The 805-nt window shown below is 49.2% G+C and carries 1 protein-coding gene; it reads right to left on the reverse strand.

The features are described from left to right. Positions 1-281 precede the first annotated feature (281 nt). Positions 282-805 (reverse strand): TIGR01440 family protein (locus CVN76_RS06295; protein ID WP_100530618.1); only part of this gene is annotated, 524 nt, incomplete at its 5' end.

Genomic DNA, 805 nt, shown 5'->3' on the forward strand with positions numbered 1-805 from the left:
ACCCCCCCTGAAATACAGTTCCCTTCCATTTATGACGATTTAAAAATGGCATGGCTTGATGGAACTTGTCTACAGTCAGGCGCTGTCCGTTTCAAGAAGCATTGCAGATATTATCCTTTAAACGTCACTTTCCGCTCGGATCAGGACTATCAGAGGATGACTTCATTTCTTGTGCAGGCCATCCAAATCGTCAAAAAGGGTTCCGGAATGAGACCTCCGAAACCCTGCTTATACACTGAACATGCCTCATACGAGACCAGGCGTGCGTGCCAACCGTCTACTCAATGACAACTCTTGTTGACGGAAATGTCCTGATAGACGGCCCGCTCCCCGCCGATAAGTTTGGGGCGGGTTTTTGCCATGGTCACATGTGCGTGCCCTATTTCCTTGATGGCAGATCGAAGCGGAACGGCCACATGCTTTAAATGCATGCCAATGAAGGTATCCCCAATATCTATGCCCGCTTCCGCTTTAATATGCTCCACGACTACGGCATCTTTCCATTGTTGATAGGCGTATGTAGCCATTGATCCGCCTGCCGTCCTGACCGGTATGACGGACACTTCTTCATACCCTCTTCGCACAGCCGTTTCCCTTTGCAAGACCAAGGCCCGATTAAGATGCTCGCAACATTGATAGGCCACTTGGACACCGGTTTTTTCTTGAAAATCGCTCACAACGGAAAAAATCATCCCGGCAACATCGAGCGTTCCTTCCGTGCCGATCCGTTTTCCCATCACTTCACTTGTACTGCAGCCAATGACCAACAGTTGTTTCTCTTTCAAGGCCGCCTCTTCTTGAAACT

The organism is Bacillus sp. mrc49 (genome assembly GCF_002803435.1).